Source organism: Rathayibacter tritici, from assembly GCF_002932875.1.
In the GTDB taxonomy this organism is placed as follows: Bacteria; Actinomycetota; Actinomycetes; order Actinomycetales; family Microbacteriaceae; genus Rathayibacter; species Rathayibacter tritici.
Genome location: NZ_PSWS01000063.1, coordinates 38,963 through 65,883, shown reverse-complemented (window position 1 = coordinate 65,883; position 26,921 = coordinate 38,963). Strand labels below are relative to the sequence as shown.

The window sequence follows — 26,921 nt, the reverse complement described above, 5'->3', positions numbered from 1 at the left end:
CTGTTAGAGGCTGCTCTTCAATCAAAGCGGATTAGCCGGTGTTATTCGTGACCGACACGCGCAAATCCATCTCGATCAATCGTATTTTGCATAAGCCTCCTTCTTCGCTCTTCTGCAGGATGCCGCCGGTACCGATCCGATGTCTTCCTTCGAGCGCCTTTCCCCGGATCTGCAGCGCACGACCTTCGGCGACGAGGACGCACCGTCGTCGCTGACGGTGACCGTCAACTTCGGAAGCGTCGACGCGCTTGAGGCACCGGCTGGCTGCGCCGTCGCAATACGCCCCGGCGAGGCTCCGTCGACCTTCTGCCCCGCCGACAGCCCGAAGTGAGCACCCTCCCTCCCGCGACATTCGGCTCGTGCGCACGGCCTGCCGGCCGGAGCGCCCGAGCGACATGTCGCGGGAGGGAAGACGTCACTCGAACGAAACGGTGCGGTTTTCGCCGACGTCGGGCTGTCCGCCGGTGACGGCGGCCTTGAGGACCTTGAACAGCACGACTGGTCGGGGCTCGTCGGTCGCCCACAGCTCAACGGTCTCGGCGTGCACGCGGATCAGCGCGACGGTCGGGTCGTCCTTGCCGTCGGGGAACCAGCCGGCCACGGCCGGGGACCACAGCTCGTCCACCTTGGCCGGGTCGTGCACGATGCTCGCCGAGCCGGCCACCGACAAGTAGCCCTTCTTGGACTCGAACGCCACGTTGACGCTCGGGTTCGCGCGGATGTCGTCGACCTTGGGCGACGGATCCTGCGTGAAGAACCACAGCTCGCCGTCGAAGTCGATGTCCTGGGCCTTCAGCGGGCGGCTGACGAGCTGCCCGGTCGCAGTGACGGTGGTGAGCAGTCCGATGCCCGCGCTCGTCACCAGCTCGGTGATCTGGGCGCGGTCGTCGGAGTCGGCGGGGGTGATCTCGGTCTCGGTCATGGGGCCGACGCTACGCGGACCAGGCGCTGCCGCAAGGGGTGGCGACGCCTCCGCGCCCGTGTCTAGCGTCGAGACATGGATACCGAATCGACGTACACCGCCCTCCTCGATAGCGGAGAGGAGCAGGAGAGCATCCGCCTCGAGATGATCAACGGCTCCCCGCAGCGCTCCTTCACCCGTGTCGCCGACATCGACGGCGAAGAAGTCGAGGTGGTCTGGGAACTCGAGCCCGACGACGACGGCTTCCATGTCTACCGCCCCGTGCGGGTGGTGGGCCGCGACGACGACAGCGGGGCGGTCTCGGACGAGCAGCTGACCGACGGCGGCGGCGCGGACGCGGCCTCCGGCGACTGACCCGGTGCCCGTCCGGCGCCGTCCCGCGAGCGGACCGGGCTAGAGCGAACGCACCCCGGTCAGGCGCCCCGAGAACACACCGCTGAGCAGCGCGCCGATCGCGAACGCTGCCGTGAGCGCCCCGACCGTCACCGCCCCGCCGCCCAGCAGCACCGCGGCGGCGGCGGGAAACACTACGCGGGGCTGCCCGAAAGCCATCGCCACGATGTCGACGAGGAAGGACATCCGGACGTGCGGTGCACTCCGAAGAAAGCGCAGGCCGTAGCGGAGCGACTCCAGCCCCGGCCGCTGCCGCTCTCCCTCCGGTACGAGCGCGGGCAGACCCGCGATGCCGAGGAACGCGGCCAGGAAGAGCACGACGTCGATCGTGTAGGTGACCGCGAAGCCCGAGGAGGCCACGAGCACGCCGGCGAGTGCGGGTCCGACCGTCACCTCCACTCCGCTTGTGATACCGCCCAGGGCGGCGGCCGCGGGGACCAGCTCGGTCCGGAGCAGTCGCGGAGCCAGCGTCATTCGGGTGGCCACGATCACGGTGGTCGCCACGGCGTGTGCAGCCGTCAGGAGGTAGAGCGAGAGCGGAGTCGCGGCGCTGATCCAGGCGAGCGCGGCGATGCCCGCGGTCGAGCCCCAGGCCACGATCGCGGCGAGCAGCAGCACCAGGCGGCGGTCGAACGCGTCGGCGAGCATCCCGCCGTAGAGTCCGGCGATCACGGTCGGCACCAGCGCCACCACGCCGACAAGCGCGACAGCCAGGGTCGAGCCGGTGAGTTCGTCGATGTGCAGGCCGACCGCGACGATCGTCATCTGGCCGCCGATGCCGGAGATCACGGTGCCGGCCCAGAGGCGGGCGAAGGCGGGGGACTCGCGGAGGGGAGCGACGTCGAGGACGTGGCTGCGCCGGGGGGCGCGGGGAGTCGGGCTCACTCGCTCCAGTGTCCTGACTCCGTCGCCCTGGCGGCCGTTGTCGCGCTGAGCCCCTGGCTCAGGGGGCATACCCTAGGGTGTGAGTCATGAGCACGTCATCCGACGGCGCGCCCGGGCGTCAGGATCCTTCTGCCCCGCGAGCAGCCGGAGCCGCCCCCTCGCGACGCTCGATCCGTATGGCCGCCGAGGCGGGTGCGCGTCGCGCCGCCGTGGTCACCGGTGGTCGGCGCAGCTCGACCGGCGGGACCCGCACCGAGTCGTCCAGGACGAACGCCACGGACTCCGACGCCGGCAGGTTCGTCCGCCGCTACGGGGCCGGGATCGCCGCGATCCTCCTCGCGGCCCTCGCCGTGCCGATCTCGTTCTTCGTCTGGTACGCCCTGATCTCACTCGGCGCATACCCGGGCGACCAGGCCGTCAGCGACCTACTGGTCGGCGTGCTCTACACCGCGCTCATCCACGCGGTCCTGCTCGCCGGGATCCTGCTCGCCGTCTCCTCGATCCGCGCCCGTCGGCGCGAGAAGCGCCCGCCGATCGCAGGTTGGATCGGTGTCGTCGCCAACGGACTCGTGCTCGTCTACTGGCAGCTGCTGGTCTCGCCGTGGCTGGTCGTGCTCTGGAACCGAGCCATCGGCTCCTGACACCACCTCCCTCTGGTAGGGTCAGCAGGTTGCCGTTCGACGGCCGCGGATGAAGAGAGCCCACGCAGCAGGCGCCGGGCACCGCGCAACGAGAGAGAGGGGATCCCATTTATGGCACTCGAAGCAGATGTCAAGAAGGCGATCATCGAAGAGTACGCGACCCACCCCGGTGACACCGGATCCCCCGAGGTGCAGGTGGCCGTCCTGACCAAGCGGATCAAGGACCTCACCGAGCACCTCAAGGAGCACAAGCACGACCACCACTCGCGTCGTGGCTTGCTTCTGCTCGTGGGTCAGCGTCGTCGACTCCTCGGCTACCTCTCGGACGTGGACATCAACCGCTACCGCTCGCTGATCGAGCGTCTGGGTCTGCGCCGATAAGGGTCAGCGCCGCTAGTTCCCCTGGGAGCAGGGCGCGGTCTCGATGACACCGCGAACTTCTTGCCGAACGGGCCGTCCTCCTCGCGGAGGGCGGTCCGTTCCGCGTTGTGGAGCGCTCCGGCTCAGGGCAGCGGGGCCGGCCGGTCGACGCCGCCCCACGAGAAGCCGCTCGAGGCCGAGAACCAGTCGGCCGCCGCACGCTGGAGCACCGCGTCCGCCTCGGGGCGACCGGGCGCCCGCACGGCGTCGACGAGGTCCGGCAGGGCGATCCGCCAGCCCGCGGCGCTGCGCTGGGCGCGGGCCCAGTCACGGGCGCAGACCGGATCGGCGGCAACCGCGGTGAGAGCCTGCGGCGAGGTCACCTGCCAGCCGGTGCTCGATTCGGCAACCACGACTGCGCAGGTCAGGGCGGCGCCGCGGATGATGCTGTCCGGGCCGGCCGAGGGGCCGATCGCCTGATCCTGCGCGGCGACCAGGGCGGTGAGCGCGAGCTGCAGCCGTGTCGACGGCCGATCGGGCCGCGGCCGGATCCTGCCCTCGCCGGCCGAGACCGAGGCCGCCGAGTCGGGTGCGAGGAGCAACCCCGAGGAGGACTGCGACGCGTGCAGACTCAGCAGCCCCGTCACTGCGTCCACCCCGCTTGCGACTCCGCGCACGGAGGAGTCGCCGAGGCTCCAGACGACGGGCGTGCGGTTGTGGAGGGTGAGGCGGCGGTGGTCCTCGTCGAGGCAGGCGACGAGATGCCCGGCCGGCACGCCCGCTCCGCCCTCCAGCGCGGAGGAAGCGGCCAAGAGCTCCCGGCTGTCGTCGCACTGGGCGGGAGCGTCGGAGCCTGCGGAGACTGCTCCGCCGAGGGAGGCCTGAGCGGTGAGGGCGCCCTGCACACCGGCGACGGCGGCGGTCACGAGTGCCGCGGCGGCCAGGAGGAGTGCCACGCCGCGCCTGCCCATCGCCGCCACCTCCTGCTCGCAGGCTAGTCCGGCGTCGTCGTCGTGCGTGCCCCGGTGATCGCGGATGCGCCGCACCACCTGACTCCGGCGGGGGAACGCCCAGGCGCTCCATGATGGGGGGATGAAGTTCTTCCCGTTCCGACGCGGTGACGCGAACCCCCTCCCCGCCGACGACCGCGGCTCGGGCAAGCTCGGCGACTACGACTACGAGCTGCGCCCGGGGTCGCGGCGCGGTGACACGCTCCTCGGCCTCGCCGACTCCCGACCCCACCAGGACGAGATCGCCCGGGTGCTCGCTCTCGGCGAGGACGAGATCACCGCCGTGATCCCACGCCGCACCCTCGAGGAGGAGCGCGTGGACGCTCCGATGCCGGTGCGCCTCTTCGCGGCCCAGCGCCCCTCCGGACTCGTCGGCCACGTGCCACGAGGCCTCGAGAACGTCGTGGACGCGGCTCTCGCTCGGCTCGCGGAGGCGGGCGGGTCGCCCCGCATCCCCGCCCGGATCGTGACGGCGAAGGGCGGTCTGCGCGTGCAGTTGTTGATGCACGAGACCCGCGGCTGAGTCGGCCACGGATCGCCGCGGTAGCGCGGTTCCTGGAGGATCCGTACGGCTGCTGATAGCATGAACCGGTTCCGAATCCGAAAGCGACCGCCGGTCGATGCCGGATTCGAGCCACGGAGCAGGCCGGCAGGAAGCTGGTCCTCGGTGGTGGAGTCCCGGACAGCGGCAGACGGCCGCAGCGGCAGATAGTTGCAGCGGTAGACAGTTGCAGCGGCAGTCGGTCGCGACAGCCCGGAGCTTTTCTACTGGTGGCCAGCACGAACGCCCTCCACACGACGGTACGGCGCGAAGCCCTGCCGTGGGATCGTCTCGATTCCTGACCGGACCGCTGCTCCGACGAACGCCGGCGCCCAGAAGGGGCGCCGCCGCAGACGTTTAAGGAGACAGACCTCTTGGAAGGTCCTGAAATCACATTCGCCGAAGCCGTTCTCGACAACGGCTCGTACGGCACCCGCACCATCCGCTTCGAGACCGGCCGCCTCGCGCAGCAGGCACAGGGCGCCGTCGCCGCCTACCTCGATGAGGACACCATGCTCCTCTCGGCCACCTCGGCGTCGAAGAACCCGAAGGACAACTTCGACTTCTTCCCGCTGACCGTCGATGTCGAAGAACGCTCCTACGCCGCCGGCAAGATCCCCGGCTCGTTCTTCCGCCGCGAGGGCCGCCCCTCCACCGAGGCGATCCTGGTCTGCCGTCTGATCGACCGGCCGCTGCGCCCCTCGTTCGTCGAGGGCCTGCGCAACGAGGTCCAGATCGTCATCACGGTCCTCAGCATCGCGCCGGACGAGTTCTACGACGCCCTCGCGATCAATGCCGCGAGCGCCTCGACGCAGATCTCGGGCCTGCCGTTCTCCGGCCCCGTCGCGGGCGTCCGCCTCGCGCTCATGTCCGACGGCTCCGGCAACGACCAGTGGGTCGCCTTCCCCAAGGCCTCGCAGCTCGAGAACGCCGTCTTCGACCTCACGGTCGCGGGCCGCGTCGTCACCAACGAGGACGGTTCCTCCGACGTCGCCATCATGATGGTCGAGGCCGAGGCCACCGAGTCCTCCTGGAACCTCATCAAGGCGGGTGCAACCAAGCCCAGCGAGGACGTCGTCGCCGAGGGCCTCGAGGCAGCGAAGCCCTTCCTCCGCGCGCTCGTCGAGGCGCAGACGAAGCTCGCCGCAGAGACCGCGAAGCCGGTCAAGGACTACCCGGTGTTCCTGCCCTACGCGCAGGACACCTACGACAGCGTCGCCGAACTCAGCTACGACGAGCTCGTCCGCGTCTACCAGATCGCCGACAAGGTCGAGCGCCAGGACGCCGACGACGCCCTCAAGGCGCGCGTCAAGGAGCAGATCGCCGAGCGCATCGCCTCGGGTCAGCTCTCGGCCGAGGCCTACGCCCAGGTCGGAGCCGCGTACAAGTCCGTCACGAAGGTGGTCGTCCGCGGCCGCATCCTCCGCGACGGCGTGCGCATCGACGGACGCGGCCTGGCCGACATCCGCCCGCTCGACGCCGAGGTGCAGGTCATCCCGCGCGTCCACGGCTCGGCCATCTTCCAGCGCGGCGAGACCCAGATCCTGGGCGTCACCACGCTGAACATGCTCAAGATGGAGCAGCAGATCGACTCGCTGTCGCCGGTCACCAAGAAGCGCTACCTGCACCACTACAACTTCCCGCCCTACTCCACCGGTGACACCGGCCGCGTCGGGTCGCCGAAGCGTCGCGAGATCGGGCACGGCTTCCTCGCCGAGCGCGCCCTTGTGCCGGTGCTGCCCAGCCGCGAGGAGTTCCCCTACGCGATCCGCCAGGTCTCCGAGGCGCTGAGCTCTAACGGCTCGACCTCGATGGGCTCGGTCTGCGCGTCGACCCTGTCGCTGCTCAACGCGGGTGTGCCGCTGCGCGCTCCGGTCGCGGGCATCGCGATGGGCTTGGTGTCCGACGTCGTCGACGGTCAGACCCGTTATGCGGCGCTGACCGACATCCTGGGCGCCGAGGACGCGCTCGGCGACATGGACTTCAAGGTCGCCGGCACCTCCGAGTTCGTCACCGCCATCCAGCTCGACACGAAGCTCGACGGCATCCCGTCGTCGGTCCTCGACGCCGCGCTCAAGCAGGCCAAGGACGCCCGCACCACGATTCTCGCGGTGCTCACTGCGGCCATCGACCAGCCCGACGAGATGGCTCCGACCGCCCCCCGCGTGATCTCGGTGCAGATCCCCGTCGACAAAATCGGCGAGCTGATCGGCCCGAAGGGCAAGACGATCAACGCGATCCAGGACGAGACCGGTGCCGACATCTCCATCGAGGAGGACGGCACGGTCTACATCGGAGCCGTCGACGGTCCGTCCGCCGAGGCCGCGCGTGCGCAGGTCAACGCCATCGCCAATCCGACCAACCCCGAGATCGGCGAGCAGTTCCTCGGAACCGTCGTCAAGCTCGCGACCTTCGGTGCGTTCGTCTCGCTCCTGCCGGGCAAGGACGGACTGCTGCACATCAGTGAGGTCCGCAAGCTCGCCGGCGGCAAGCGCGTCGAGAACGTCGAGGACGTCCTCGGAGTCGGCCAGAAGCTGCTCGTCCAGATCACCAAGATCGACGACCGCGGCAAGCTGTCCCTCGCGCCCGTCGTGGCCGAAGAAGCCGACGCCGAGGTTCCCGCCGAGAGCTGATCACTCCCGCACGACCGTGACGCCCGTTCCACTCCGGTGGGGCGGGCGTCCGTCGTCGCCGGGAGACATGGGGTACGGTGTCGGAACCGCACCGCGCCGACCGGAGGACTCCGTGACCGACCCGACGCCCCTGGCCACCGAGCCGGAGACGCCCTCCGTCTCGAGCACGCTTCTCTCGCGACCACTCCTCTCGCGAACACCTCTCTCGCGACCACTGGGCCGGACCGGCCTCCCCGTTCATCCGCTCGCGCTCGACGGCTCCGTCTTCGGCTGGGCCGCCGGCATCGACGACACCACCGAGGTGCTCGATGCGTTCGGGCGCCTGGGCGGCACGCTGATCTCGACGGCCGACCACTATGCGACCGGCCGCAGCGAGTACATGATCGGGCGATGGCTGGAGCAGAGCGGGCTGCGCGAGCAGATGCTCGTCGCCACGAAGGTCGGCCGGCACCCGGACGCGCCGGGCCTTGCACCCGAGGACGTCCGCATCGCGATCGAGGGGAGCCTCGAGCGGCTCGGCACCCGGATCGACCTCCTCTCGTTCGACAGCGAGGACCCCGACATTCCGATCGCCGAGAGCCTGGCGGCGGTCGCGCCGTTCCTCGCCGACGGCTCGGTCGGAGCCCTGGGTGCCGCGCACTTCAGCGGAGCGGCGATCACGGCGTTGCACGAGACGGCGACCGCGTTCGCGTTGCCCACGCTCGCGGCCGTCGTAGCGGAGTACAGCCTGATGGAGCGCAGGACCTATGAGTCCGATGTCGCGCCCGACGTGGTGCGGCTCGAGCTGGGCACCCTCGCGCGTCTGCCGCTCGCCAGCGGCTACCTCACCGGCACCCTGCGCAGCCGCACCGACGAGCCGGAGTCGGCCCTGTTCGAGGCGGGACTGGACTACGTCGGCCGGCACGGCTCGAGGGTGCTGGCGGCTCTGGACGAGATCGCCGAGGCGCACGGCACCGAGCCGGCCGTGGTCGCGCTCGCGTGGGTGCTCTCGCACCAGGAGGTCTCGGCCGCGATCGTGCGAGCCCGGAACGCCGAGGAACTCGAGGCTCTGTTCGCGTCGGCGCTCCTCCCGCTGACCCGCAGCGACATCGCCCAGCTCGACCGCGTCTCAGCCTGAGGAGGCCCGCCGGCCCGCTCGCACTCGCGGCGGACCGCGCCGGCGGCTCCCGCCCCGGCTGCCCCGGATAGCCCGACCGGCCGCCTCAGCGGCGTAGGATGCGCGCCTCCCACGGACCCAGCGTCGATCCCGTCGCACCCGCGACATTGCCGAGCACCGCCTCGGCTCCCGCCCATTCCGCCAGCAGCGGGACCTCGAGCGGCTCGCCCGACACGTTTCCGACGATGAGGAGCTCGCCGGGTCCGGTGCGGGTGAAGGCGAACAGGGTGGGGTGCTCGGCCTCCAGCAGTGCGAAGCGGCCCAGCTGCACGGTCTCGTCGGCGTGCCGGAGGGCGATCAGGGCGCGGTAGTACTCGAACACCGACCGCTCGGCTGCCCGATCGGCGGCGACGTTCACGTGGGCGGCGTTCGGATTCACGGCGATCCACGGCTCCCCGGTCGTGAAGCCCGCCTGCGGACCGTCGTCCCACTGCACCGGAGTTCGAGCATTGTCGCGGCTCTGCGCGCGAAGCCCGGCGAGCACCGTCGCCGGGTCCTCGCCGCGCTCGTCGACGGCCTCGGCCCAGTAGTTCAGCGACTCGACGTCGCGGAAATCCTCGATTCCGGCGAATGGCACATTCGTCATCCCGATCTCGTCGCCCTGGTAGATGTAGGGCGTGCCCCGCTGCAGGTGCAGGAGGGTCGCCCACAGCGTCGCGGACTCGTAGCGGTGGGCGCCGTCGTCGCCGAAGCGGGAGACCAGCCGGGGCTGATCGTGGTTGCCGAGGTAGAGGCTGTTCCAGCCGCGCTCGGCCAAACCCTCCTGCCAGCGCGCGAGATTGGCCTTCAGCGCGACCAGATCCAGCGGCACCGGGTGGAACTTGTCGACGCCGTGGTCGATCCCGACGTGTTCGAACTGGAACACCATGTCGAGCTCGCGCCGCTGCGGATCCGTGACCAGCACGGCCTCCTCGAGAGTGACCCCGGGCATCTCCCCGACCGTGAGGAAGGCGCCCTCGCGGTGCGCGAACACGGCCTCGTTCATCTCGCGGAGGTACTCGTGGAGCCGCGGCCCCACGCCGCCCATGATGCCCGTGCCGCCCTGCTCACCGTCGATCGCCTCGACGTCCTTCGAGACGAGGTTGATGACGTCCATCCGGAAGCCGTCGACTCCGCGGTCGAGCCAGCGGTTCATCATCGCGTGCACCGCTCGCCGCACCTCCGGATTCTCCCAGTTGAGGTCGGGCTGCTGAACCGCGAAGAGGTGGAGGAAGTACTCGTCCGTCGCGGGATCCAGCGTCCACGCGGGCCCCGAGAAGTAGGAGCGCCAGCCGTTGGGCTCGGCGACATCGAGCCCGGCGTCGGCCGCCGCGTCGAGCTCGCGTCCCGGCTGGACCGAGCGGCGCCCGCGACGCCACCAGTACCAGTCGCGCTTCGGGTCCTCCTGCGAGGAGCGCGACTCGACGAACCAGGCGTGCTCGTTGCTGGTGTGGTTGACCACGAGGTCCATCACGATGCGGATGCCGCGCTCGTGCGCCTCCGCGAGCAGCAGGTCGAACTCCTCCAGCGTTCCGAAGCGGGGGTCGATGTCCTCGTAGTCCGAGATGTCGTAGCCGTTGTCGTGCTGCGGCGACGGGTAGATCGGCGAGAGCCAGACCACGTCGACACCCAGGTCGGCGAGGTGGTCGAGCTTGGAGCGGATGCCGCCCAGATCCCCGATGCCGTCGCCGTTCGAGTCGGCGAAGGAGCGCGGGTAGATCTGGTAGACGACCGCGCTCGTCCACCAGGGCGTCGATGTGTCCGGTGCGGCTGATCCGGGAGTCGGCGAGGCGGTGACAGAGGGGGTCGAGTCGTCAGAGTTCATGGTCGCGAATCTAGCCGGGACGACCGACACGGAGGGGGGCTTGGCGCACCAGCCTCAGGCGCGATCCGCACCCGTCAGCGGCGCCGTGTAACGATCTGGTGAACCGTCGCGGATCCGGCGGGGTGGCGGCTCCGCTGCTCGGTTACTCTCTCCCCGGCGGGCCCGAGCCGCCGCAGGGAGAGTGGTGGCGTGCCTAGGGACAGGACCGGCGCAGCCGTGAAGGCGCCCCGCCACAGTGCTGGTCCCGACGGCGCAGTTTCTGACGGCGCTGTTCTCGACGGCGCTGCTCCCGACGGCGCTGTCGCCCTCCGCGCCGTGCCCGCTCGTGCCTTTCCCCCTCGCGCCTTCCTCGCTCGCGCCGCCGGCGGTGCCCTCGCCGCGAGCGAGCCGGTCGAGCCGAGCGTCGTCGCTCCCTCTCGCCGCCGCCCACTGGGCGACTCCGGCCACGACCTCTTCCCCTTCATGCTCGACTCCGCCGCCCTCGGCCGCGAGGACGGCGCGGCACTGCTCGAGCGCTACGGGGCGTGGGGCGGCAACGGCGTCGTCGTTACCGACTCGAGCCTTGCGGAGGGCGCGGGCGGCTGGCCCGCGGGGCACCGCGACCGCGACCACTTCGTCCTGCTGGGCCGCTTCGGCGCCCCGAGCGCAACGCCCGCGACCCCGCGCGCGCTCGTCAGCCGTGTCGAGGAGTTGCTGCGCCGCCTCCGCACGGACCGCCTCGACGTGCTCGCCGTCCGCCCTGGCGGCGCGGGTCGCCTCGACGAGCTGCTGAGCGCCGTCGAGGTTCTTGTGGCGCGCGGGCTGATCCGCTCGGTGGTCGCCTCCGGGTTCTCGCCGGAGGAGCTGTTCGAGGCGCGCGTGCTGGCCGCTCACGGCCTGCCCCGGTTCGTCGGCGCGGAGGTGCGCTGGAACCTGCTGGAGCGGCAGGAGTCGGAGAGCGATCTCGGCCTGGTGTCCGCGAGGCAGGGGCTCTCCCTGGTCTCGACCGTGCCGCTCGCACACGGCTTCCTGCGCGGAGTCGAGCGGACCCGTCGCGAGCTGAGCCGCCTCCCCGACGGGGCCCTCGCCGCCGCCCACGTCGGCCGCCGGGGCCGCCGCGTGCTCGCGGTCCTCGACGCGATCGGCACCGAGCTCTCGGCCGCGCCCGCTGCCGTCGCCCTCGCCTGGCTGTTCGGGCGCCCGCACCTGGCCGCGGCGACCGTCGCCCCGCGCTCACCGGCCGATGTCGATGCACTGGTACGCGCGGTCTCGCTCGACCTCGACGCCGGGCACCTGGCCGCTCTGGAGCGCGCGCGCCGCTGACTGCGCCCGTCTGCGACGTCCCGCGGCCGCCACCCGCCACGGCGCGACAGCCCGCGGTGGCCCGTCGCCGGGGTGGCCTAGGGTAAGCACGATGAATCACGGAGTCGCACTGCCCCTCGACCAACCGGAGACCTCGGTCCGGGCCGCAGGCGGATCCACGGTCCGCCGCTCCGTTCTCCCGAGCGGTGTCCGCATCCTCAGCGAAGCGGTGCCGGGCGCTCGCAGCGCCACGATCGGCTTCTGGGTCGCCGCGGGATCGCGCGACGAGCGGACCGGGCGCCCCGCCACCGCGGGGGAGCCGGCCGTGCCCTCCAACGTCGGCTCGACGCACTTCCTCGAGCACCTGCTGTTCAAGGGCACGCAGAAGCGCTCGGCCCTCGACATCGCCGTGTCGTTCGACTCCGTCGGCGGGGAGCACAACGCTCTCACCGCCAAGGAGTACACCTGCTACTACGCCAAAATCCAGGACCGCGACCTGCCGATGGCGGTCGAGGTGATCGCGGACATGGTGACCTCCAGCCTGATCGACCCGGACGAGTTCGAGACCGAGCGCGGGGTCATCCTCGAGGAACTCGCGATGGCGGACGACGACCCGGCCGACGTCGCGGGGGAGAAGCTGTTCGAGGCCGTCTTCGGCGACCACCCCCTCGGCCGACCGATCGGCGGCACCGCCGCGACCATCGGTGAAGCCACCCGCGACGCGGTATGGGCGCACTACCGCTCCGCCTACCGCCCCCGCGACGTTGTGATCACTGTCGCCGGCGCCGTCGACCACGAGGCACTCGTCGCCCTGCTCGAGCGCGTGCTCGTCGCCGACGGCTGGGACCTCGGCACGGCGGCGTCCCCGGTCGAGCGCCGCGTCGGCGGACGCGCCTCCTACACCCGCGGCAGCGCCCTCTCGGTCGTGCACCGCCCCACCGAGCAGGCGAACCTCCTGGTCGGCTTCCCCGGTCTCGCTGCGGGCGACGAGCGGAGGATGACGATGGGCGTCCTCAACTCGATCCTCGGCGGTGGCATGTCCTCGCGGCTGTTCCAGGAGGTGCGCGAGAAGCGGGGCCTGGCCTACTCCGTCTACTCCTTCGCGCCCTCCTACTCCGACGCCGGGCTCTTCGGCCTGTACGCCGCGTGCACGCCCGCGAAGGCGGGGACGGTCGCCGAGCTCTTGCTCGCCGAGTTCCACCGCCTCGCCGAGCACGGGGTGAGCGACGACGAGCTGATCCGCGCCCGCGGCCAGTTGTCGGGAGCGGCCGCTCTCGCGCTTGAGGACTCCGACACCCGGATGTCCCGCCTCGGCCGTGCCGAGCTGACCTTCGGCGAGTTCGTGGACCTCGACGAGAGCCTGCGCCGACTCGCCCTCGTCGGCGCGGAGGATGTCCAGGCACTCGCGGCAGACTTGGCCCGGGGGCCGTCATCGATCTCGGCGGTCGGTGCGGTCGACGAGTCGGCCTTCGCCGGAATCGCCGGGGTCATGAGCGCCTCCGCGATCTGATCCGATCGTCGAACGCCCGCCGACCGCGCACCGCTGCGCCGCACCAGGGAGGACTCCCGTGTCCCACTACATCTACCTCGTCCGTCACGGCGAGCAGCAGGACGCCGAGCACGGTCTGCCGGACGGTCCCCTCTCGGCGCGAGGCGAGCGCCAGGCGCGACTGATCGCCGAGCGGCTCGGCGGAGTGCCGTTCACCGGTGCGTGGCACTCGCCGCTGCGCCGGGCCGAGGAGACGGCCGCGCGCTTCCAGACGCTGCTCCCGAGCCTGCCCCTGCAACCGTCGTCGCTGCTGTTCGACTGCATTCCCTCCGGTCCGACCCCGGACATGCCCAAGGCGTTCGAGCCCTTCTTCGGCAGCGTGACCGCGGCCGAGATCGAGGCGGGCCACGCGCAGATGCAGGACGCGGTCGCGGAGTTCCTGGCACCGTCCCGCGAGGACCGCCACGACCTCCTGATCACCCACAACTTCGTGATCGGCTGGTTCGTGCGCCAGGTCTTCGACGCCCCCGACTGGCGGTGGCTCGGGTTGAACCAGGCCAACTGCGGCCTCACGATCATCCGCGTGCGCTCCCGGAAGCCGCCGGTACTCGTCGTGCACAACGACCTGTCCCACCTCCCCGTCGAATTGCGCACCGGCCTGCCCGAGGCGCAGCCGTACTGAGCCCGCGCCCTGACCGTTGCGGGCGCAGGGTGTAGGAGTCGGTCGGCGCCTCCTTGCGGCCGTCGAGGACTGCGCGGCACGAGCAGCGGCGACCGTGGTGCTGCACGTCCTGACCGGGAACGCCTCCGCGCTCGCCCTCTACGCCTCGACCGGATGGCGGCCCCTCGGCGCTCCCGTGCCGCATCCGCTCTCGGGAGCGCCCATGCTGACCCTGGTGCGCGATCCGCCGCCAGCGCGACCCAGCCGCACTGCGCCGCGGGATACGCTGAGCCGGTGACTACTTCCGTCGCCGTGGTCGGTGCCTCCGGCCGACTCGGCTCCTTCACCTGCTCCCTCATCGACGCGTCGAGCGAGTTCACGCTCGTCGCACGGCTCGGCTCGCGGAGCGATCTCGCCGAGATGCTCGCGGCCGACGTCGTCGTCGACATGACCGTGCCGGCCGTCAGCCAGCAGATCGTCGATGTCGCGGTGGCGAACGGCAAGAAGGTGCTCGTGGGCACCTCCGGTTGGACGGGCGGCCGCATCGCGGCGCTTCGGCGCACCGTCACGGAGCAGCCAGAGGCAGGTGTTGTCATCATCCCCAACTTCTCGCTCGGCTCGGTACTCGCGACCGCCCTCGCCACGGTGGCCGTGCGGTTCTTCGATGCCGCCGAGATCGTCGAGACCCACGGAGCGCGCAAGGTCGACTCGCCCTCCGGTACCGCGGTGCGCACCGCCGAGCTGTTGCTGCGTGCGCGGTCCGAGCTCGGTCCGGTGCAGGCGCCGCATACCGATCAGCGGGCTCGCGGCCAGCAGGTCGCGAGTGTGCCCGTGCACAGCCTTCGCCTGCCCGGAGTCGAGGCGCGCCAGGAGGTCGTCCTCGGCGGCACCGGCGAGACGGTGACCATCCGCCACGACACCAGCTCGCAGGCGTCCTACGAGCAGGGCATACTTCGCGCTCTCGACGCGGTCCGGACGACGACCGGCGTCGTGGTCGGTCTGGACGCGCTGATCGACCTGCGCGCCGCCTTCGACGCCGCTCCTCTGGCCGAGCGGCTCCTCGACGAGCAGCCCGTGGTTGGCCCGGCTCCGTCCGGTCAGGCCGCCGCGGCGACCAGCGCCCCGTGAGGACCCGGGTCGGAGTCGTCCTGATGGCGGTCCTGCTCGCCCTCTACCTGGTCGTGTGCCTGCAGTACTCCGTCGTCGCCTTCGCCGCGGGGACCGCGCCGGGGATCGTCATGGGCATCGGCCTGCTGATCCTGGGCGCTGTCGGGGTGTGGGGCCTCATCCGCGAGCTGCTGTTCGGACTGCGCGCCGAGAGGCTGGCTCGCCGGCTGGAGGGCGAGGACGCACTCCCGCAGGAGGTCCTCGATTCGCGCGCCAGCGGACGTCCGCTACGGGAAGAGGCCGACGCGCTGTTCCCCCGGTACGCGGAGGAGGTGGACGCGCAGCCGGAGAGCTGGCGCGCCTGGTACCGCCTCGGCCTCGCCTACGATGCCAGCGGCGACCGCAAGCGTGCGCGGGGAGCGATCCGCCGTGCGATCGCGTTGGAGCACGCCGCTCCGGCCTGACGGCTCCGGCTCCGGCTCCGGCCAGGCCGCTCCCGATCGCCGTCGCCGGGACTCGTCGTCACCGAGCGCGGGAGGCTTAGGCCAGTACCCACTCCAGCGCCTCGCTGACCGTGCGGTGCCGGAACTCGAAGCCGTCGTCGAGCAGACGCTGGGGGACCAGGCGCTGGCTCGACAGCAGGAGCTCGTGACCGGCATCGCGCAGCGCGAGCTCGATGACCTTCTCGGGCACGGGCAGCCTGAAGGGACGATGCAGCAGCTCGGCGAGTGTGCGCATGACATCGTTCGCGGTGGCGGGGACCGGCCCGGCCAGGTTCACCGGACCGGAGAGCTCGGACGTGAGCAGGTGGCGGAGTGCGGCGGCCTCGTCGTAGAGGCTGATCCACGGCCAGGCCTGGCCGCCGCCGCCGAGCGGCCCGCTCAGGCCGAGCTTCGTGAGGGGCAGGAGCGGCTTGAGAGCGCCTCCGTCGCCGAGGACGAGCCCGGTGCGGGCGGTGACGACCCGGGTCGCCTCGGGCGCGAGGTGAGCCGCCTTCTCCCAGCGGTCCACCACATCGGCGAGGAAGCCGGTGCCGCGCGAGGACCGCTCGGTGAGCTCCTCGCCCGGCCGGTCACCGTAGTAGCCGACAGCCGAGGCGTTGATCAGCGTTGCGGGAGGACTCGAGGACATCCGCATCGCGTCGGTGAGCGTCTGCGTCGACTGGATCCGCGAGTCGAGGATCTCGCGCTTGTACGAGGAGGTCCACGGCAGGCGGCTGATCGAGGCGCCGGAAAGATTGATCACGGCGTCGACTCGATCGAGGACGCTGAAGTCGAGCATGTGTGAGGTGGGCGCCCAGTGGAACTGATCCGGGCTCGTCGGTGCGTGGCGCACCAGGCGAAGGATCTGGTGCCCCTCGGCGCTCAGTTGACGGGTCAGCTCGGATCCGATCATCCCGCTGGCCCCCGAGATCAGGACGCGGAGTCGAGACGTCGAACCTTCTCGCCGGGGCGAGAGCTGCTCGGACGGTGTCGAGACGTGCTCGCGGGGAGTGCGCGCCGCGCGTCGCGGCGAACCCGTGCCGTTCGACCCGTCGTGATCGGAGTGCCGTGCGGATGAGTCGCTCATGGTGCCTCCCGGAGCCGGTCGCGGGCCGCCCGCGTAGTTGATCCAGCCTAGAGCCTCACGCTCAAGAGCCCGCCGATCGTCCGACGAGGCCTGCCCGCGCGAGCAGCAGGTAGAGCTCGCAGCCCAGACAGAGGCCGAACGCGGCGTTCAGGAACGCGGCGAGGAAGGCGACGGCCGCGGCGACGGGGACGGCTCCCGGCACTCCGGCGAGATGCAGGAGAACACCCGCGCCGGTGACGGCCAGGCCGATCAGCTGGGCGAAGCGCAGGGGCCGCGCGTCCTCCCACTCCTGCGGCGGGGCGAGATGCGGGCGGATGAGTCGGCGGAACAGGACGGCCCAGGGGCCGGAGCCGACGCCGCGCCCGGCGGACCAGGCGAAGAGCGCGGCCAGCACCAGGAGCAGGAGGAATCCGGGTTGCGCGAGACGGGCGACCAGATCGGCTCCGACGGGGACCGCGAGACCGAGGCCCACGGTGGTGAGGAGGAGCGCAGCGGTCACCGCGGCGGCGACCCGCGGACCACGGGGGTCGACAGCGCCGGGTGGGGGAGGGGCGGTCGTGGGCGACGGGTGTGTGCTCATCGGGTCTCCAGGAGTCGGTCGAGCTCGGTGGTCAGGGCGGCGCGGGTCGGTGCGCCGCCGATGCGGCTCCGCAGGGTGCCCGCGGAGTCGAGGAGGAAGAGGGTGGGCGTCTGCCGGACACGCAACCGCACGGCGAGGTCGGCGCGGTGTGTCAGGTCGACGTCGAGGTACGCCACCCCGGGCCGCTGCCGGACAAGCTCGCCCAGCATCCGCCGGACCGCGGGGCAGCGCGTGCAGACCTCGCTCGAGAACTGGACGACGGTGGCCTGCTCGCCGAGAACAGCGCCCGGGAGCAGCGCGCCAGGATCGATCGCGCCGGGATCGATTGCGCCGGGATCGATCGTGCCTCCACCGCGGTCGGCACTGCGTGCGACGCGTCCCGTGAGACGCCGGTGCAGGAGACCGAGGGCCGTGCCGATCGCGATCAGACCCGCGAGGGCGGCGGTGATCGTGACGGGGTCCATGCGGGAAGGCTACGTCGCGTGCATGCTTGCAGGAACCTCATGACGCGCCGTGACGCCCGGGTGTGCACCGGGTCTGGTCTAGGTTCGAAGCCGTGACTGAACTGAGCACCCCCCGCCCCGATGATCAGGCTCCTGTGTTCCGGAGCGATGTCGTCGTCGAGCTCGTCCGATCGAGCGCCCACGACTCCGACGTGCTCTTCGCCGCCCGCGTCTCGACGCAGGGCGAGAAGACGCTCGCCGAGGCGCTCGACGGTGAGGAAGCGGACGCCGAGCTACAGCGCAAGCGCGACCGCGGCCTGATTAATTACCTGATGCGCGATCGGCACGGCTCACCGTTCGAGCACAATTCGATGACCTTCTATGTTCAGGCGCCGATCTTCGTCTTCCGCGAGTTCATGCGGCACCGCATCGCCTCCTACAACGAGGAGTCGGGCCGCTACCGCGAGCTCCGCCCGGTCTTCTACGTGCCCGGCCCCGAGCGCAACCTCGTGCAGATCGGCAAGCCCGGCGCCTACTCATTCGAGCCGGGCACCCCCGAGCAGGCCGAACTCGTCGCCGAGGAGACCCGCCGCGTCAGCACACAGGCGTACGAGTCGTACCAACGGATGCTCGGCGCGGGTGTCGCCCGCGAGGTCGCCCGGATCGTGCTCCCGCTGACCATCTATTCCTCGATGTACGTCACGCTCAACGCCCGCTCGCTGATGAACTTCCTCTCCTTGCGCACCAAGCGCGAGGACTCGACGTTCCCCTCTTTCCCGCAGCGCGAGATCGAAATGGCCGCCGAGCAGATGGAGACGCACTTCCAGGAGCTGATGCCCCTCACGGCCGCCGCCTTCACCGCGAACGGCCGTGTCGCCCCCTAGCGGCCCGCGCGGTCCCCAGCGCGCGCGACCACGTGCCCCTGGTCCGTTTTGCCGCCCCGTCCGTTCTGCCGCCCCGTCCGTTCCGCCGCCCCGTCCGTTCTGCCCGCCCGTCCGTTCTGCCGCCCCGTCCGTTCTGCCGCCCCGTCCGTTCTGCCGGCCCCCGTCCGATGTGCAGGAGATGGTGCGATTCGCAGGCGCATCGTGATCGAGAGCGCTCTCTTCCCTCTGCGGCGGCGGCGAGAGCGCGCATCCCCTGCATATCGAACCGCAGCTCCTCCTCCACAGCACCCGATTCTCGGCGCTGTCCACTGATCGGCACTGCCGCCGCCCGCGAGGTCGTGGTCCCCGTCACTCTCGACGCATGCGCTCCTCCACCTCAGCCCTCCTTCGTGCCGGAGGCGTCGTCAAAACAGCTCAATTCCTGCGCGAGGGGACGACTCAGCGAGAGCTGACCCGCGCCGTCGTCGCTGGCTCCCTCGTGCGCATTCGGAAGGGCTGGTACGCCCGTCCCGGTCTCGCTCCCTCCATCGAGCAGGCCTTTCGCGTAGGAGGGGTCCTCGCCTGCGCCGATGCGGCTGCTGTGCACGGGCTCTGGGTCCCGCACTTCCGTGGACTCCACGTGGCCGTCGTGGATCGGGCGTCGCGGCTGCGCGATCGCGAGGAGTACCACCGGCGGCTCGCGCATGCCGCGGACGTCGTCGTGCACTGGTCGGAGACGGCTCCGTCACCCTGCACGCTGGTGCAGAGCATCGAGGACTGCATTGTCATTGCCGCCCGATGCCAGGGAGCCGAGTTCGCCTTCGTCCTCCTCGAGTCCGCTCTCAGGCTCCGGCTCCTCGGCGATTCAGCTAAGCAGCGGCTGCTGGAAAGGCTCCCGCCAAGGATTCAAAGGTTGTTGCTTCCTGCGGGTCGCCTCTCCGAGAGCGGCCTCGAATCGATGGTCGCGTTCCGTCTGCACCGCCTCGGTATCCGCTTCCGGCAGCAGGTGCGGATCGGCGCTCGCCGCGTCGACTTCCTCCTCGGCGAGGCACTCGTCCTCGAAGTCGACGGAGCGGCCTTTCATGAGGCCGATCAGGACAACCGCCGCGACATCGAACTCGGCCGCCTCGGATATCGCATCCACCACTTCCGAAGCTCGGCCGTCCTCCGCCACTGGGACACGGTCGAGGCGGATATCGTCGCAGCGCTCTCGCGCGGCGACCATCTCCGCGCTTGACCTCCTCCGCGCTTGACCCTTTCTGCGCTGGATGACCTCCGACGTCACTCTGCCCGCTCCTCCGGAAGGCTCTCGTGCCGTCACGCCCGTGCCATGTGCAGGGGATCCCGACGGCCCGATCCGAATCAGGCGGTGGAACTGCCCGAAGTGCTGGGACCCCCTGCAAATCGCACTGTGTCCTGCATATCGCACTGTCTCCTGCATATCGCACCGTGTCCTGCATATCGCACCGTGTCCTGCATATCGCACCGTGTCCTGCATATCGCACTGTGTCCTGCATATCGCACCGTATCCTGCACATCGCCATCGCCCCCACCCGCCGACGACGGCACCCCCACCACGCCGTCCGCGGCGGCGCGGCGCCGACCCCGCTACCCTGGCTCCGTGTCAACTCCGGAGAATCCCTTCGGCCAGGTCCTGGTCGCCCTGGTCACCCCGTTCACCGCCGACGGCGAGGTCGACTGGCCCGGGGTCGAGAAGCACATCGACGACTGCATCGCGGCGGGCGCCGACGGCATCGTGGTCACCGGCACCACGGGCGAGACCAGCACTCTCACCGACCCGGAGAAGATCCGCCTGGTCGAGGTCGGCCGCTCGGTCGCTGACGGCCGCGCGAAGATCATCACCGGCGGCGGCTCGAACGAGACCGCCCACGCGATGCAGCTCGCCCGTCAGAGCGAGAAGGCCGGCGCCGACGGCAACATGATCGTCACTCCGTATTACAACAAGCCGACGCAGGCCGGTGTGCTCACCCACTTCCGAATGATCGCCGATGCGACCGACCTGCCGGTCATCCTCTACGACATCCCGGGTCGCACTGGCGTCCCCATCCGCTACGAGACGATCCTGCGCGCGGCGAAGCATCCGAACATCCTCGCCGTGAAGGACGCGAAGGGGGATCTCTCCGAGGTCAGCCGCGTGCTCAACCAGACCGATCTGATGTACTTCTGCGGCGACGACGCGAACGTGCTCCCCGAGCTCGCCATCGGCGCCACCGGGCTGATCGGCGTCACCGCGAACATCGCCGCTGCACCGTACCGCACCATCGTCGACTCGGTGAACGCCGGCGACCTGCGCGCCGCGACCCGCGCGCACCAGCAGCTCGAGCCGCTCGTGCGCGCCTTGATGACGCATGTACCCGGCACGGTCGCCGCGAAGTACATCCTGCACGGCCTCGGCCGCATCTCGTCGCCCCGTGTGCGACTGCCGCTGGTGGGCCCTGAGGAGTCGGAGGCGGCCCTCATCGAGGACGAGCTCGGACTGGTGCGCGACATCCCGGGCGTCGACTTCCGCAACTTCCGGCCCGATCGCAACGCGGCGGCCGGCGGCGCCCTCCCGAAGGTCGCCGGCACCACCCGCTGAGTCCGAGCGGCGGCTCCCGAGAAGGTACTCGCAGAGAAAGAGGAGGGCGCATGCCCAGTCCCGTGATCACTCCCGCGCCCCTCGCGCCGGGCACCCTGCGGATCATCCCCCTCGGCGGCCTCGGCGAAATCGGTCGCAATATGACCGTGTTCGAGATCAACGGCAAGCTCCTGGTGGTCGATTGCGGCGTGCTCTTCCCGGAGGAGAACCAGCCGGGCGTCGACCTGATCCTGCCGGACTTCACGCCGATCAAGGATCGGCTCGACGACATCGTCGCAGTGGTGCTCACCCACGGCCACGAGGACCACATCGGCGCCGTCCCGTACCTGCTCCGGCTCAAGCGAGACATCCCGCTGATCGGCTCCACGCTCACGCTCGCCCTGGTCGAGGCCAAGCTCAAGGAGCACCGGATCAAGCCCTACACGTTGACGGTGAAGGAGGGCGATGTCGAGAACCTCGGTCCCTTCGAGCTCGAGTTCATCGCCGTGAACCACTCGATCCCGGACGCGCTGGCCGTCGCGATCCTCACCGACGCCGGCTCCGTGCTGCACACTGGCGACTTCAAGATGGACCAGCTCCCGCTGGATGGCCGCATCACCGACCTCCGCGCCTTCGCCCGCCTCGGCGAGGAGGGCATCGACCTGTTCCTGGTCGACTCGACCAATGCCGACGTCCCCGGATTCACGCCGAACGAGCGCGACATCGGCCCGGTCATCGAGAGCGTCATGGCGAAGGCGACCCGCCGCGTCATCGTCGCGAGCTTCTCCAGCCATGTGCACCGGGTGCAGCAGGTGCTCGACGCAGCGCACGCGAACGGCCGTCGGGTGGCGCTGCTCGGCCGCTCGATGGTGCGCAACATGGGGATCGCGGCCGACCTCGGCTACCTCAGGGTCCCGCCGGGGGTGCTGGTCGACATGAAGAAGGCGGGCGACGTGCCAGAGAACCGGATCGTCTATATGTCGACCGGATCGCAGGGCGAGCCGATGGCTGTGCTCAGCCGCATGGCGAACCTCGATCACCAGATCGAGCCGGGCGAGGGCGACACCGTGATCCTCGCCTCCAGCCTCATCCCGGGCAATGAGAACGCGGTTTACCGCGTGATCAACGGGCTCACCAGGCTCGGCGCGACGGTCGTGCACAAGGGCAACGCGAAGGTGCATGTCTCCGGGCACGCGGCCGCCGGCGAGCTGATCTACTGCTACAACATCCTCGCGCCGCTGAATGTCATGCCGGTGCACGGCGAGTACCGGCACCTGGTCGCGAACGCGAAGCTCGCGCGCGAGACCGGGATCGCGGAGGAGAACACGATCATCGCCGAGGACGGCACGGTGATCGACCTGCTCGACGGGAAGGCGACCGTCGTCGGTCAACTCGACCTGGGTTTCGTCTACGTCGACGGGTCGTCGGTCGGCGAGATCACGGACGCGGACCTCAAGGACCGTCGGATCCTCGGCGAGGAGGGCTTCATCTCCATCATTGTGGTCGTCGAGGCCGGGACGGGCCGGGTCGTGGTCGGCCCCGAGATCCATGCGAAGGGATTCGCGGAGGACGACAGTGTCTTCGACGAGGTGAAGCCGCGCATCGCGGCGGCACTCGAGGAGGCAGTGCAGAACGGAGCGAGCGATCAGCACGCGCTCTCGCAGGCCGTCCGTCGCGTTGTTGGTCGATGGGTCAACACGTCGTACCGTCGCCGTCCGATGATCGTGCCGCTGGTCATCGAGGCCTGAGGCTCCTCCACAGGACCGATCGGCGTCCCGGATGTCCGCCCGCGGCGCGGGTCACCGGAGCTGACGGAGGTGCCGGGTACGGTGGCCTCATGGCGACCAGTACCAAGACGACCTCGCGCGGGCGCGGCAGCGCGACTCCCCGCTCCGGCGCGCCGCGATCCGGCCGAGGTTCGGGCAAGGCGGCCGCCGAGACGAAGACAGTGGCCTTCGAGTCCGCGCCCCGCACGAACCCCGCGGTGCGGGTCTGGATGGCGCTGGCCCACCTGGCGGGCGGCGCAGCCCGTGCGCTCGGTCCCGAGCGGCTGGCGAAGGAGGAGCGCCGCGACGGCGTTCCCTTCCTGTTGCTGCTGCTCGCGGTCGCCGGCGCAGTGGTCGAGTGGTTCCTCGCGACCGACCCGGTCGCCCTCGTCCTCGACGCCTGGAGCTTCGGCGGTTTCTTCGGCCGCGTCGCGTACGTCCTCCCGGTCGTGCTGCTGCTGTTCTCCCTCTGGTTGTTCCGCCACCCCCGTTCCGTCGACGACAACGGCCGGATCGGCGTCGGCGTGATCACGCTGCTCGTCGCCTCGGCGGGCCTCTGCCATGCGCATCTTGGCCTGCCCCAGCCCGGACAGGGCATCGAGACGATGGCGGCAGCGGGCGGAGTCCTGGGCTGGCTCGTGGGTGCTCCGCTCGCGGCGATCGCGACGGTCCCCGGTGCCACTGTGCTGCTGTCGGTCGTGATCCTGCTCTCGCTCTTCATCATTACCAAGACCCCGCCGAATCGGATCGGAGCGCGCTCGCGCGAGCTCTACGGCTACCTCTTCGGAGCCCCGGTGCTCGACGACGAGGAGCGCGCTCGGCTGAAAGCCGAGCGCGCGGCCGCAAAGGCCGCAGCGAAGGCGGAGGCGGAGCAGGAGGAGGACTCCCATCAGGACGGCGGAGAGCTGCCCTGGTGGCGGCGCACCGAGTCCGGTCGCGAGGACGAGCCGACCGTGCAGCCCGAGCTTCCTATCGACTCCTTCACCGAGGTCATCGAGGGCACGGCGCCCGCCCGGAGCCGGGCGAAGGGGTTCGACACCGCACTCGAGGAGCGCGACGACGAGGCGCAACCGCCCACGCGTTCCTACGCCACCGAGGTGCTGGCCGACGCCGAGACCGCGGAGGCGGCGCTCGCGCGCGTCGAGCAGGGCGGCGCGCTCCGTGCAGTGACGGGAGTGGTCGACGACGACGCGACCGACGTCATCCGGCTCGATCGACTCGATGTGGCGCCCGCCGTCCCCGTCCCGCCCGTCATCGAGACGGGCCCGATCGCACCGCTGAGCGAGGAGGACCCGACCGCCGGGTTCGACTCGTCCTTCGAGGACAACGCCCCCTACCGGCTCCCGTCGGCGGCCGCTCTCTCGACAGGAACTCCTTCGAAGGCGCGGTCGGCCGCCAACGACGAGATGGTCCGCGCCATCACCGAAGTGCTGCAACAGTTCGCCGTGGACGCGAGCGTCACCGGCTTCTCACGCGGTCCGACCGTGACCCGCTACGAGATCGAGCTCGGCCCGGGCGTGAAGGTCGAGCGCGTCACCGCGCTGAGCAAGAACCTCTCCTACGCGGTCGCCAGCAACGAGGTCCGGATCCTGTCCCCGATCCCGGGTAAGAGTGCGATTGGCGTCGAGATCCCGAACACCGACCGCGAGATCGTCTCGCTCGGTGATGTCTTGCGCTCGCCGGCGTCGACGACCTCCACGCACCCGATGACGATCGGCGTCGGAAAAGACGTGGAGGGCGGATACGTCGTCGCCAATCTCGCCAAGATGCCGCACCTCCTGGTTGCCGGCTCGACCGGCTCCGGCAAGTCCAGCTTCATCAATTCGATGATCACGAGCCTGCTGATGCGCGCGCGGCCGCAGGACGTGCGCATGGTGCTGATCGACCCCAAGCGCGTCGAGCTCACGATCTACGGCGGTGTACCGCACCTGATCACTCCGATCATCACGAACCCCAAGAAGGCCGCCGAGGCGTTGCAGTGGGTCGTGAAGGAGATGGACATGCGCTACGACGACCTCGCCTCGTTCGGCTTCCGTCACATCGACGACTTCAACGCAGCGGTCCGCGGCGACGAGATCAAGCTCCCGGCCGGAAGTAACCGTGTGCTCAAGCCGTACCCGTATCTGCTGGTGGTGGTCGACGAGCTCGCCGACCTGATGATGGTCGCCCCCCGCGATGTCGAGGACTCGATCGTGCGCATCACCCAGCTGGCGCGCGCCTCGGGGATCCACCTCGTGCTGGCCACGCAGCGCCCCAGCGTCGATGTCGTGACCGGCCTGATCAAGGCGAACGTACCGAGCCGGCTCGCCTTCGCGGTGACGAGCGTGACCGACTCGCGGGTCATCCTCGACCAGCCCGGAGCCGACAAGCTGATCGGGCAGGGCGACGGTCTGTTCCTTCCGATGGGCACCAACAAGCCCATGCGCGTGCAGGGCGCCTGGGTGCGCGAGGACGAGATCGCGAAGGTCGTCGAGCATGTCACGCGGCAGGCCCAGCCCGAGTACCGCCAGGACATTACTGTCCAGGCGCAGCGCAAGGAGATCGACTCCGATATCGGCGACGACCTCGAGCTGCTCATGGCCGCGGCCGAACTCGTGGTCAGTACGCAGTTCGGCTCGACTTCGATGCTTCAGCGCAAACTGCGCGTCGGCTTTGCCAAGGCCGGACGTCTGATGGACCTCCTGGAGTCGCGCGAGGTCGTCGGCCCGTCCGAGGGGTCCAAAGCCCGCGACGTGCTGGTCACCTCGGAGCAGCTGGCGGGAGTCCTCGCGCGGATGCGCGGCGAGGAGCCGGGCGAGGGGACCGCCCCGCCGCTTTCGGTCGCGACGGGCCCGTCCGCGGACCCGCTGGCCGAGCCGACCGGCCCGGTTGCTACCGACTACCACGACGACGACGAGGGGTCCGGCGAGGACGCTTGGGCGCTGACGGGACGCGAGTGATCCCCGCGGTCGCTCGCCCGAGAACGAACGGCGGAGCACGATGAGCACTCCCACGGCACCCGCTTCGGCCCGGTCCGGGAACTGGAACCTACCCAACGCGATCACGGTCGTCCGCATCCTGCTGGCGCCGATCTTCCTCTGGCTGCTCCTGGCCGACGGCGGGCAGGACGGCGGGCTCCGCATCGCCGCGGCGCTGCTGTTCATCGTCGCCATCGCGACGGACGGCATCGACGGCCACATCGCCCGCAGCCGCGGTCTGGTGACCGATCTCGGTAAGCTCCTCGACCCCATCGCGGACAAGGTGCTCACCGGAGCGGCGCTCGTCGGCCTCTCCATCCTCGCGGAGTTGCCGTGGTGGGTCACGGTCGTCATCCTGGTGCGCGAGATCGGCATCACGGTGTTTCGGATGGCCGTGCTCTCCGACCGGGTGATCCCGGCCTCTCGCGGCGGCAAGCTCAAGACGATCGTGCAGTCGGTCGCGATCTCCCTCGCTCTCCTTCCCCTCTGGGCGGTGCTGGGAGAGTGGGTGCACTGGCTGAACGGGGTCACGATGACCGCCGCCGTGGTGCTCACGGTCCTGACCGGTATCGACTACCTCGCCGATGCGGCCCGTCAGAGCCGAGCATCGCGGCCGAAGCCGTGACGCCCGCGGACCTCATTGCGGAGCTCCGCCGCCGAGGCGTCGATCTCGCTGTCGCGGAATCGCTCACAGGCGGCGCGCTCAGTTCGGCGCTGGTGGACGTCCCTGGAGCCTCCGCTGTCTTCCGTGGGGGAGTCGTCAGCTATGCCACCGAGCTCAAGCACCGCCTCCTCGGAGTTGATGCCCGTGTGCTCGAGGCGCGCGGACCGGTTGATCCCGGAGTCGCCGTGCAGATGGCCCGCGGAGCGGCGTCGCGTCTGGCGGCGGACGAGCGGTCCACGCTGGGCCTGGCGACCACGGGCGTGGCGGGCCCTGAACCTCAGGGAGGTGCGGCGGTCGGCACGGTCTTTGTGGCCGCCGTGCTCGGGGGCGATGAGCTCGTTCGCGAGCACCGCTTCGCCGGGGATAGAGCGGCGATCCGCTCCGCTTCCGTCGTGGCCGCCCTCGCGGTCGGCGCAGAGATGCTCGCCCGCCGGGCGTGAGGCGGATCCCCGGCCGGGAGCCGGGGTTCGGAATGCCCCGCAGTGCAGCCCGGTTACATCTGATATCGCTCACACGCAAAGTCCAGTCATCCGGTATTAGAGTCGTTACCATACGAACCGGGTAGTGAACAGCTACCCGGTTCTCTCGTCCCAGCCCCCCGATCACGCGCTCCGGAAC

At 70.4% G+C, this 26,921-nt stretch carries 27 protein-coding genes; 20 read left to right on the top strand and 7 right to left on the bottom strand.

What is annotated here, in order from left to right:
* Positions 1-139: 139 nt before the first annotated feature.
* Positions 140-331, top strand: a complete 192-nt coding sequence (locus C5D07_RS12885) for a hypothetical protein (RefSeq protein ID WP_104259501.1) — start codon at positions 140-142, stop codon at positions 329-331.
* Positions 332-415: 84 nt separating this feature from the next.
* Here the strand turns inward: C5D07_RS12885 and C5D07_RS12880 are convergent, their stop codons facing one another.
* A complete protein-coding gene (locus C5D07_RS12880) occupies positions 416-922 on the bottom strand; it encodes a pyridoxamine 5'-phosphate oxidase family protein (protein WP_068252318.1) in 507 nt (168 codons plus the stop codon).
* 75 nt (positions 923-997) lie between these two features.
* On the opposite strand from C5D07_RS12880, the gene C5D07_RS12875 reads away from it, so the two are divergent.
* On the top strand, positions 998-1,276 hold the full coding sequence (locus C5D07_RS12875; protein ID WP_068252321.1) for a hypothetical protein: 279 nt from the start codon (positions 998-1,000) through the stop codon (positions 1,274-1,276).
* A 39-nt stretch (positions 1,277-1,315) separates the two neighbouring features.
* On the opposite strand, the gene C5D07_RS12870 is transcribed toward C5D07_RS12875, so the two are convergent.
* Positions 1,316-2,200, bottom strand: a complete 885-nt coding sequence (locus C5D07_RS12870) for an MFS transporter (RefSeq protein ID WP_249028234.1) — start codon at positions 2,198-2,200, stop codon at positions 1,316-1,318.
* An 86-nt stretch (positions 2,201-2,286) separates the two neighbouring features.
* Between C5D07_RS12870 and C5D07_RS12865 the strand changes: the two genes are divergently transcribed.
* Complete coding sequence (locus C5D07_RS12865; RefSeq protein WP_146076718.1) at positions 2,287-2,841, top strand: hypothetical protein; 555 nt, start codon at positions 2,287-2,289, stop codon at positions 2,839-2,841.
* A 111-nt stretch (positions 2,842-2,952) separates the two neighbouring features.
* The gene (rpsO, locus tag C5D07_RS12860; RefSeq protein ID WP_068252328.1) at positions 2,953-3,222 is read left to right on the top strand and encodes a 30S ribosomal protein S15; all 270 of its coding nucleotides are present in this window, start codon (positions 2,953-2,955) and stop codon (positions 3,220-3,222) included.
* Positions 3,223-3,344: 122 nt separating this feature from the next.
* Here rpsO and C5D07_RS12855 read toward each other — a convergent pair whose 3' ends face one another.
* Positions 3,345-4,172 (bottom strand): hypothetical protein, encoded by an 828-nt coding sequence (locus C5D07_RS12855; RefSeq protein WP_146076717.1) that lies wholly within the window; start codon positions 4,170-4,172, stop codon positions 3,345-3,347.
* A gap of 121 nt (positions 4,173-4,293) precedes the next feature.
* Between C5D07_RS12855 and C5D07_RS12850 the strand changes: the two genes are divergently transcribed.
* From C5D07_RS12850 to C5D07_RS12840, 3 genes are all read left to right on the top strand, one after another.
* Positions 4,294-4,734 carry a hypothetical protein gene (locus C5D07_RS12850; protein WP_068252330.1) on the top strand — a complete coding sequence of 147 codons (441 nt, stop codon included), beginning with the start codon at positions 4,294-4,296 and terminating at the stop codon, positions 4,732-4,734.
* Positions 4,735-5,126: 392 nt separating this feature from the next.
* A complete protein-coding gene (locus tag C5D07_RS12845; protein ID WP_068252333.1) occupies positions 5,127-7,385 on the top strand; it encodes a polyribonucleotide nucleotidyltransferase in 2,259 nt (752 codons plus the stop codon).
* Between the two features lie 112 nt (positions 7,386-7,497).
* Complete coding sequence (locus C5D07_RS12840; RefSeq protein ID WP_167542347.1) at positions 7,498-8,502, top strand: aldo/keto reductase; 1,005 nt, start codon at positions 7,498-7,500, stop codon at positions 8,500-8,502.
* Positions 8,503-8,587: 85 nt separating this feature from the next.
* Here the strand turns inward: C5D07_RS12840 and C5D07_RS12835 are convergent, their stop codons facing one another.
* On the bottom strand, positions 8,588-10,345 hold the full coding sequence (locus tag C5D07_RS12835; protein ID WP_084415829.1) for a glycoside hydrolase family 13 protein: 1,758 nt from the start codon (positions 10,343-10,345) through the stop codon (positions 8,588-8,590).
* A 189-nt stretch (positions 10,346-10,534) separates the two neighbouring features.
* On the opposite strand from C5D07_RS12835, the gene C5D07_RS12830 reads away from it, so the two are divergent.
* From C5D07_RS12830 to C5D07_RS12805, 6 genes are all read left to right on the top strand, one after another.
* The gene (locus C5D07_RS12830) at positions 10,535-11,647 is read left to right on the top strand and encodes an aldo/keto reductase (protein WP_146076716.1); all 1,113 of its coding nucleotides are present in this window, start codon (positions 10,535-10,537) and stop codon (positions 11,645-11,647) included.
* Positions 11,648-11,738: 91 nt separating this feature from the next.
* Positions 11,739-13,136 carry a M16 family metallopeptidase gene (locus tag C5D07_RS12825; RefSeq protein WP_104259497.1) on the top strand — a complete coding sequence of 466 codons (1,398 nt, stop codon included), beginning with the start codon at positions 11,739-11,741 and terminating at the stop codon, positions 13,134-13,136.
* Positions 13,137-13,194: 58 nt separating this feature from the next.
* Positions 13,195-13,797, top strand: a complete 603-nt coding sequence (locus C5D07_RS12820) for a histidine phosphatase family protein (protein ID WP_068252340.1) — start codon at positions 13,195-13,197, stop codon at positions 13,795-13,797.
* A 16-nt stretch (positions 13,798-13,813) separates the two neighbouring features.
* Positions 13,814-14,074 carry a GNAT family N-acetyltransferase gene (locus C5D07_RS12815; protein WP_346243096.1) on the top strand — a complete coding sequence of 87 codons (261 nt, stop codon included), beginning with the start codon at positions 13,814-13,816 and terminating at the stop codon, positions 14,072-14,074.
* Positions 14,071-14,904, top strand: coding sequence for a 4-hydroxy-tetrahydrodipicolinate reductase (gene dapB, locus C5D07_RS12810; protein ID WP_104259495.1), 834 nt, complete (start codon positions 14,071-14,073; stop codon positions 14,902-14,904). The genes C5D07_RS12815 and dapB overlap by 4 nt, the downstream gene beginning before the upstream one ends.
* Positions 14,901-15,347, top strand: a complete 447-nt coding sequence (locus C5D07_RS12805; protein ID WP_104259494.1) for a hypothetical protein — start codon at positions 14,901-14,903, stop codon at positions 15,345-15,347. Before dapB ends, C5D07_RS12805 begins: the two co-directional genes overlap by 4 nt.
* Positions 15,348-15,423: 76 nt before the next feature.
* Here the strand turns inward: C5D07_RS12805 and C5D07_RS12800 are convergent, their stop codons facing one another.
* The 3 genes from C5D07_RS12800 to C5D07_RS12790 form a co-directional block, all read right to left on the bottom strand.
* Entirely contained in the window at positions 15,424-16,452 is a 1,029-nt protein-coding gene (locus C5D07_RS12800) for a TIGR01777 family oxidoreductase (protein ID WP_084415830.1), read from the bottom strand.
* A gap of 61 nt (positions 16,453-16,513) precedes the next feature.
* Positions 16,514-17,032 carry a DUF4395 family protein gene (locus tag C5D07_RS12795; protein WP_068252346.1) on the bottom strand — a complete coding sequence of 173 codons (519 nt, stop codon included), beginning with the start codon at positions 17,030-17,032 and terminating at the stop codon, positions 16,514-16,516.
* Positions 17,029-17,496: a TlpA family protein disulfide reductase gene (locus C5D07_RS12790; protein WP_104259493.1), complete on the bottom strand. Its 468-nt coding sequence runs from the start codon at positions 17,494-17,496 to the stop codon at positions 17,029-17,031. Before C5D07_RS12790 ends, C5D07_RS12795 begins: the two co-directional genes overlap by 4 nt.
* Positions 17,497-17,588: 92 nt before the next feature.
* Here C5D07_RS12790 and thyX point away from each other — a divergent pair, with 92 nt between their 5' ends.
* The 7 genes from thyX to C5D07_RS12755 all read left to right on the top strand — a co-directional run bounded on the left by thyX (position 17,589) and on the right by C5D07_RS12755 (position 26,743).
* Positions 17,589-18,359, top strand: coding sequence for an FAD-dependent thymidylate synthase (gene thyX, locus C5D07_RS12785; protein ID WP_181026395.1), 771 nt, complete (start codon positions 17,589-17,591; stop codon positions 18,357-18,359).
* Positions 18,360-18,720: 361 nt separating this feature from the next.
* A complete protein-coding gene (locus tag C5D07_RS12780; protein WP_104259491.1) occupies positions 18,721-19,575 on the top strand; it encodes a DUF559 domain-containing protein in 855 nt (284 codons plus the stop codon).
* Between the two features lie 384 nt (positions 19,576-19,959).
* On the top strand, positions 19,960-20,937 hold the full coding sequence (dapA, locus tag C5D07_RS12775) for a 4-hydroxy-tetrahydrodipicolinate synthase (protein ID WP_068252353.1): 978 nt from the start codon (positions 19,960-19,962) through the stop codon (positions 20,935-20,937).
* Positions 20,938-20,987: 50 nt separating this feature from the next.
* Positions 20,988-22,664, top strand: coding sequence for a ribonuclease J (locus C5D07_RS12770; protein WP_068252354.1), 1,677 nt, complete (start codon positions 20,988-20,990; stop codon positions 22,662-22,664).
* An 89-nt stretch (positions 22,665-22,753) separates the two neighbouring features.
* Entirely contained in the window at positions 22,754-25,621 is a 2,868-nt protein-coding gene (locus tag C5D07_RS12765; protein WP_104259490.1) for an FtsK/SpoIIIE family DNA translocase, read from the top strand.
* Between the two features lie 40 nt (positions 25,622-25,661).
* A complete protein-coding gene (pgsA, locus tag C5D07_RS12760) occupies positions 25,662-26,264 on the top strand; it encodes a CDP-diacylglycerol--glycerol-3-phosphate 3-phosphatidyltransferase (RefSeq protein WP_068252360.1) in 603 nt (200 codons plus the stop codon).
* A complete protein-coding gene (locus C5D07_RS12755; RefSeq protein WP_208855050.1) occupies positions 26,261-26,743 on the top strand; it encodes a CinA family protein in 483 nt (160 codons plus the stop codon). The genes pgsA and C5D07_RS12755 overlap by 4 nt, the downstream gene beginning before the upstream one ends.
* The last annotated feature ends 178 nt before the right edge of the window (positions 26,744-26,921 follow it).

What these genes read in the sequence shown, in the direction of transcription:
- C5D07_RS12855 (WP_146076717.1), bottom strand. Translation starts at nt 4,172, where the DNA reads ATGGGCAGGCGCGGCGTGGCACTCCTCCTGGCCGCCGCGGCACTCGTG.
- C5D07_RS12800 (WP_084415830.1), bottom strand. Translation starts at nt 16,452, where the DNA reads ATGAGCGACTCATCCGCACGGCACTCCGATCACGACGGGTCGAACGGC.
- C5D07_RS12790 (WP_104259493.1), bottom strand. Translation starts at nt 17,496, where the DNA reads ATGGACCCCGTCACGATCACCGCCGCCCTCGCGGGTCTGATCGCGATC.
- C5D07_RS12885 (WP_104259501.1), top strand. Translation starts at nt 140, where the DNA reads ATGTCTTCCTTCGAGCGCCTTTCCCCGGATCTGCAGCGCACGACCTTC.
- C5D07_RS12780 (WP_104259491.1), top strand. Translation starts at nt 18,721, where the DNA reads ATGCGCTCCTCCACCTCAGCCCTCCTTCGTGCCGGAGGCGTCGTCAAA.
- C5D07_RS12765 (WP_104259490.1), top strand. Translation starts at nt 22,754, where the DNA reads ATGGCGACCAGTACCAAGACGACCTCGCGCGGGCGCGGCAGCGCGACT.
- C5D07_RS12880 (WP_068252318.1), bottom strand. Translation starts at nt 922, where the DNA reads ATGACCGAGACCGAGATCACCCCCGCCGACTCCGACGACCGCGCCCAG.
- C5D07_RS12850 (WP_068252330.1), top strand. Translation starts at nt 4,294, where the DNA reads ATGAAGTTCTTCCCGTTCCGACGCGGTGACGCGAACCCCCTCCCCGCC.
- C5D07_RS12795 (WP_068252346.1), bottom strand. Translation starts at nt 17,032, where the DNA reads ATGAGCACACACCCGTCGCCCACGACCGCCCCTCCCCCACCCGGCGCT.
- rpsO (WP_068252328.1), top strand. Translation starts at nt 2,953, where the DNA reads ATGGCACTCGAAGCAGATGTCAAGAAGGCGATCATCGAAGAGTACGCG.
- C5D07_RS12770 (WP_068252354.1), top strand. Translation starts at nt 20,988, where the DNA reads ATGCCCAGTCCCGTGATCACTCCCGCGCCCCTCGCGCCGGGCACCCTG.
- C5D07_RS12825 (WP_104259497.1), top strand. Translation starts at nt 11,739, where the DNA reads ATGAATCACGGAGTCGCACTGCCCCTCGACCAACCGGAGACCTCGGTC.
- C5D07_RS12865 (WP_146076718.1), top strand. Translation starts at nt 2,287, where the DNA reads ATGAGCACGTCATCCGACGGCGCGCCCGGGCGTCAGGATCCTTCTGCC.
- C5D07_RS12835 (WP_084415829.1), bottom strand. Translation starts at nt 10,345, where the DNA reads ATGAACTCTGACGACTCGACCCCCTCTGTCACCGCCTCGCCGACTCCC.
- pgsA (WP_068252360.1), top strand. Translation starts at nt 25,662, where the DNA reads ATGAGCACTCCCACGGCACCCGCTTCGGCCCGGTCCGGGAACTGGAAC.
- C5D07_RS12875 (WP_068252321.1), top strand. Translation starts at nt 998, where the DNA reads ATGGATACCGAATCGACGTACACCGCCCTCCTCGATAGCGGAGAGGAG.